This is a genomic window from Rhizobacter sp. P3_C12 (genome assembly GCF_056402735.1).
In genome coordinates this window covers 1-4,395 of record NZ_JBFUGW010000394.1, presented here as the reverse complement: position 1 = coordinate 4,395, position 4,395 = coordinate 1, and the positions used below count along the sequence as shown (strand labels likewise).

The window sequence follows — 4,395 nt, the reverse complement described above, 5'->3', positions numbered from 1 at the left end:
TCCCCGGCCTGCTCGGGCTGCCGCGCGACTACCTGGTCGCGCAGCTCGGCGCCTGGCGCACCAGCACGCGCCGCGCGCTGGCGCCCGACTGCATGGCACAGGTGGCGCAGGCGCTGACGGCCGACGAGGTCGGCGCGATCGCGCAGTGGCTGGCGGTGCAGCCGGTGCCCGAACCGGCGCACCCGGCGGCGACGCTGCCCGCCGCGTTGCCGATCACCTGCGGCGGCGTTCCTGACGTGACGAAGGCGGCGCCATGAAGCGCGCGCTGATCGTGATCGGGCTGCTGCTCGTCGCCGGGGTGGTGCTGGTGCTGGCTCTCAACTTCCGCGACGAGTCGCCGCTGGCCGCCGATGCCGCGCCCTTCACCCCGCAGCAGGTGGCACGCGGCGAGTACCTGGCCCGCGCCGGCAACTGCGCCGGCTGCCACACCGAGCGCGGCGGCGTGCCGTATGCCGGCGGCCGCGGCATCCCGACGCCGTTCGGCACGGTGTTCGCACCCAACCTCACGCCGCACCCGCAGCACGGCCTGGGCGCTTGGACATCGGCGCTGTTCTGGCGCGCGATGCACAACGGCCGCTCGGCCGACGGCCGGCTGCTGTACCCGGCCTTTCCGTACACCGAGCTGACCCACGTCACGCGCGAGGATTCGGATGCGCTGTTCGCGTACCTGCGCAGCCTGCCGCCCACCGACAAGCCGAACCGGTCGCATGCGCTCGGGTTTCCGTACGACACGCAGGCGGCGCTGGCCGTGTGGCGCGCCGCGTTCTTCCGGCCCGGTTCGATGCCGCACGACGGCTCGCGCTCGCCCGACTGGAACCGCGGCGCCTACCTCGTCGAGGGGCTGGGCCACTGCAACGCCTGCCATTCGAGGCGCAACGCGCTCGGCGCGAGCTCGGGCATCGCGCTCGACGGCGGGCTGATCCCGATCCAGAACTGGTATGCGCCGTCGCTCAGCGATGCGCGCGAGGCCGGCGTGGGCGACTGGGAACTGCCGAAGATCGTTGCGCTGCTGCGCAGCGGCGTCGCCGATGCGTCGCGCGGCGGCAGCGTCACCGGGCCGATGGCCGAGGTCGTGACCGGCAGCCTGCAGCACCTGAGCGCCGACGACCTGCTCGCGATGGCGACCTACCTGAAGGCCCTGTCGCAGCCCGAGGTGAAGCGCCAGCCCGCCCCGGCGGCGGTGATGGCGCAAGGCGGCCAGCTGTACAAGCAGCACTGCATCGACTGCCATGGCGAGCACGGGGAAGGCGCGCCGCCGGCCTATCCGCCGCTGGCCGGCAACCGCGCGGTGACGATGGATTCGCCGGCGAACCTGGTGCACATCGTGCTGGAGGGCGGCTTCGCGCCGTCGACGCCGGCGAACCCGCGGCCCTACGGCATGCCGCCGTTCGCGACCGTGCTCAGCGATGCCGAGCTGGCCAGCGTGCTGAGCTACGTGCGCGGCTCATGGGGCAACTGGGGAACGGAAGTCTCGCCGCTCGATGTCGCGCGGCTCAGGAAATGAGGGCGCTGACCTGAACCGCGGCCAGCAGGCCCAGCCCGAGCGCCAGCAGCCAGCCCTTGACCTCGCCGCGCCGCTGCAACGGCTTCAGGCGGTGCGGCCGACTCAGCATCGCGAGCACGACCGATGCGCAGCCCGACAGCACGAACAGCACCGCCATCGCGAGGCTCAGCCCGCTGTCGCCGCGCTGCTCGGCCATGCGCATCACGATGACGCCCATCAGCGCCCCGGCACCCATCGCCATCAGCGAATCGCGCGAGCTGGCAACGGAGGAAGGGGACGGACCGGTCGACTGCGGCATGAGAGGCTCACTGGAAGAAGACGCCATTGTCGACAGGCCACCATGACGGCAGTCCACGCAATACGTGGCGAATCCCACGCCAGTCCCCAACTTCGCACTCGCGATTGACGCTCCTTGCGGCCGCGGATAGGCTGCAGACCGCGAACGATTTCACGAATCCAGGGGGAGCCATCACATGCCTTGCCGCCGCTGCCGTCCTCTCGCCGTCGCCTTGGGGCCGCTGATGTTGCCGCTGCTCGCCGCCACCGGTGCGCAAGCCGCCGATGCGACCGACTACCTGAACCAGAAGCTGTGGGTGCAGATCGGCGCGTTCCGCCCGTCGATCAGCTCGCACATCCAGGTCGACCGCTCGAACAGCGGCGCCACCGGCACCGACCTGCACCTCGAGGACGAGCTGGGCCTGCCCGAGCACAAGACGCTGGGCACGCTGCTGGTCGGTGCGCGCTTCGGCGACCGCTGGCGCGCCGAGTTCGAGTACTTCTCGCTGAAGCGCAGTGCCGACAAGACGCTGCTCGAGACCGAGATCGTCGTCGACGACACCACCTTCCCGGTGTCGGCCTCGGTCGACAGCGATTTCGACTCGAAGGTCGCGCGGGCGAGCGTCGGCTACTCGTTCTACAAGACCGCCGAGGCCGAGGCCGGCGCGGTGGCCGGGCTGCACGTCACGCGCTTCAAGTTCATCGTCGAGGGCCTGGGCCAGGTCGACGGCGGCACCGTCGCGGTGCGCCGCGAGGAGGCCGCGCACACGGTGCCGCTGCCGACGATCGGCGCCTACGGCACCTGGTCGTTCGCGCCGAGCTGGCTGGCCTCGGGCCGCGCCGATGCATTCGCGATCAACTACAAGGGCCACAGGGGCCGGCTGCTGAACTTCCAGGCCAACGTGCAGTACCGCTTCACCGGCAACTTCGCGCTCGGCGCGGGCTGGCGCTACGACCAGTACAAGCTCACCGAGACGCGCCGCGACCCGCGCGGCGAGGTGCGCTACACCTTCCAGGGGCCGCAGGTCTTCATCGACGCCGGCTTCTGATCGCGCAGCGCCGGCGCCTGCCATGGAGACTGCCGCCTCGCCTGCCCCCGATCCCGCCGTCTTCCTGCACGTGCGGATCGTGCTCAGCATGGTGGTGAGCCTGAGCATCGCGCGGCTGCTGTCGGGGCTGGCGGTGTTCGTGCAGCACCCGGGGCGGCAGAAGGCGTACTGGGTGCACCTGCTGTGGGCGGCCTCGACCTTGCTGCTGCTGGTGCACTTCTGGTGGTGGGAGTTCCGGCTCGCGCAATTGCCGGTCTGGCGCTTCGAGCTCTACGCCTACGTGCTGTTCTACGCGGCGCTGAACTACCTGCTGTGCGCGGTGCTGTTCCCGAACGACCTCGACGAGTACGACGGCTGGCGCGACTACTTCCTCTCGCGGCGGCGCTGGTTCTTCGGGCTGCTGGCGCTGAGCTTCGTGGTCGACCTGGGCGACACCTGGATCAAGGGCGGCGCGCTGCTGCCGAAGCTCGGGCTGGAGTACCCGGTGCGGGCGGGGGCCTACGTGCTGCTGTGCGGGGCCGCCGCGCTCATCCGACACCCGGTGTTCCACGGCGCGTTCGCGGTCGGCAACCTGCTGTACCAGGTGTCGTTCATCGTGCGGCTGTATGACGTGATCGAGTGACGCCCCGGGGCCTGGATGTCAGGGATCCGTCGCGAATTCCCGGTCATTTCTGCGCGACACTCCGTCCTCGCCGGGCGTGACCCGGTTCCGCGCACCAGACCACGGCTCCACAAGACCTCGCGGTGCGCTTCACGGGAGGATCCCTTGCAGCACCACCGTTCCATCGTCGTCGATCCATTGCCGAGCCGCGTCGCCGCGCCGCACTGACCTGCTGCTGGCTGGCATCGATGTCGTCCTTCAAGAGCCTGCCGCTGAGCTGGGCGCTGTCGCGCCAATGGCACCAGGCGCAGTTGCCGTGGCTGGCCTGGACGCTGGGCGGCCTCGTGGCCCTCGCGGCGGTGGCCGCGGCAGGCGCCTGGGTGCATCTCCAGCAGCGCGACCTGGCGGCAGCCCGGCGCGATCTCGCCACCCTCCAGGCCCGCCCCGCGCCCGCCGCCGCCAGCGCCGCCGCTGAACCCGAACCCGACTTCGCCCGCCGGCTCCCCATCGACGCCAGCACCGCCGACTGGGTGCGCGACATGCAGCGCGTCACCGGCCAGCTCGGCGTCGCCGTCGTCAGCCTGGTCGACACGCCCCGCGCCGCCACCGCCGAGCAGCTCGGCCGCCACGACCTGCAGCTCACGCTGCGCGGCCCGTACCCGCAGATCAAGCTCGTGCTGAAAGAGCTGCTCGACCGCCACGCCAGCACCACCGTCGCTCGCCTGAACCTGCGCGTGATGACGAGCCCGGTCGACGTCGAGGCCACGCTGCTGCTGACGCGTTGGAGCCGCCCGCTGTCGACCGCGGGTGCACCGGCGCCCCGCGCCTCGGAGGCCAGCCGCTGATGCCGATGCGCAAGAGCCTCTGGTGGGCCCTGGGCGGAACGCTCGCCCTCACCGCCGCCTCGCTGTGGGCAACGCGGCAGGCGCCCACGCTGGTCGCGGCCGCCGTGCGCGGCGCCGAAG

At 71.5% G+C, this 4,395-nt stretch carries 6 protein-coding genes; 5 read left to right on the top strand and 1 reads right to left on the bottom strand.

Features of this window, described 5'->3' with window-relative positions; translation table 11 throughout:
* Together AC1DXV_RS31800 and AC1DXV_RS31795 are read left to right on the top strand one after the other, a co-directional pair.
* Window positions 1–257, top strand: a 257-nt coding sequence (locus AC1DXV_RS31800; RefSeq protein ID WP_477937475.1) for a c-type cytochrome, incomplete at its 5' end; no start/stop codon positions are given.
* Complete coding sequence (locus tag AC1DXV_RS31795) at window positions 254–1,504, top strand: c-type cytochrome (protein ID WP_477870110.1); 1,251 nt, start codon at window positions 254–256, stop codon at window positions 1,502–1,504. The genes AC1DXV_RS31800 and AC1DXV_RS31795, both read left to right, overlap by 4 nt.
* Here the strand turns inward: AC1DXV_RS31795 and AC1DXV_RS31790 are convergent.
* Window positions 1,494–1,802, bottom strand: coding sequence for a hypothetical protein (locus AC1DXV_RS31790; protein WP_477870108.1), 309 nt, complete (start codon window positions 1,800–1,802; stop codon window positions 1,494–1,496). The genes AC1DXV_RS31795 and AC1DXV_RS31790 overlap by 11 nt on opposite strands.
* Before the next feature lie 223 nt (window positions 1,803–2,025).
* Here AC1DXV_RS31790 and AC1DXV_RS31785 point away from each other — a divergent pair, with 223 nt between their 5' ends.
* The 3 genes from AC1DXV_RS31785 to AC1DXV_RS31775 all read left to right on the top strand — a co-directional run bounded on the left by AC1DXV_RS31785 (window position 2,026) and on the right by AC1DXV_RS31775 (window position 4,275).
* Window positions 2,026–2,829 carry a hypothetical protein gene (locus tag AC1DXV_RS31785; RefSeq protein ID WP_477937473.1) on the top strand — a complete coding sequence of 268 codons (804 nt, stop codon included), beginning with the start codon at window positions 2,026–2,028 and terminating at the stop codon, window positions 2,827–2,829.
* A 22-nt stretch (window positions 2,830–2,851) separates the two neighbouring features.
* Window positions 2,852–3,451, top strand: coding sequence for a hypothetical protein (locus AC1DXV_RS31780; RefSeq protein WP_477870311.1), 600 nt, complete (start codon window positions 2,852–2,854; stop codon window positions 3,449–3,451).
* 227 nt (window positions 3,452–3,678) lie between these two features.
* Entirely contained in the window at window positions 3,679–4,275 is a 597-nt protein-coding gene (locus AC1DXV_RS31775; RefSeq protein WP_477870313.1) for a hypothetical protein, read from the top strand.
* Window positions 4,276–4,395: the final 120 nt, after the last annotated feature.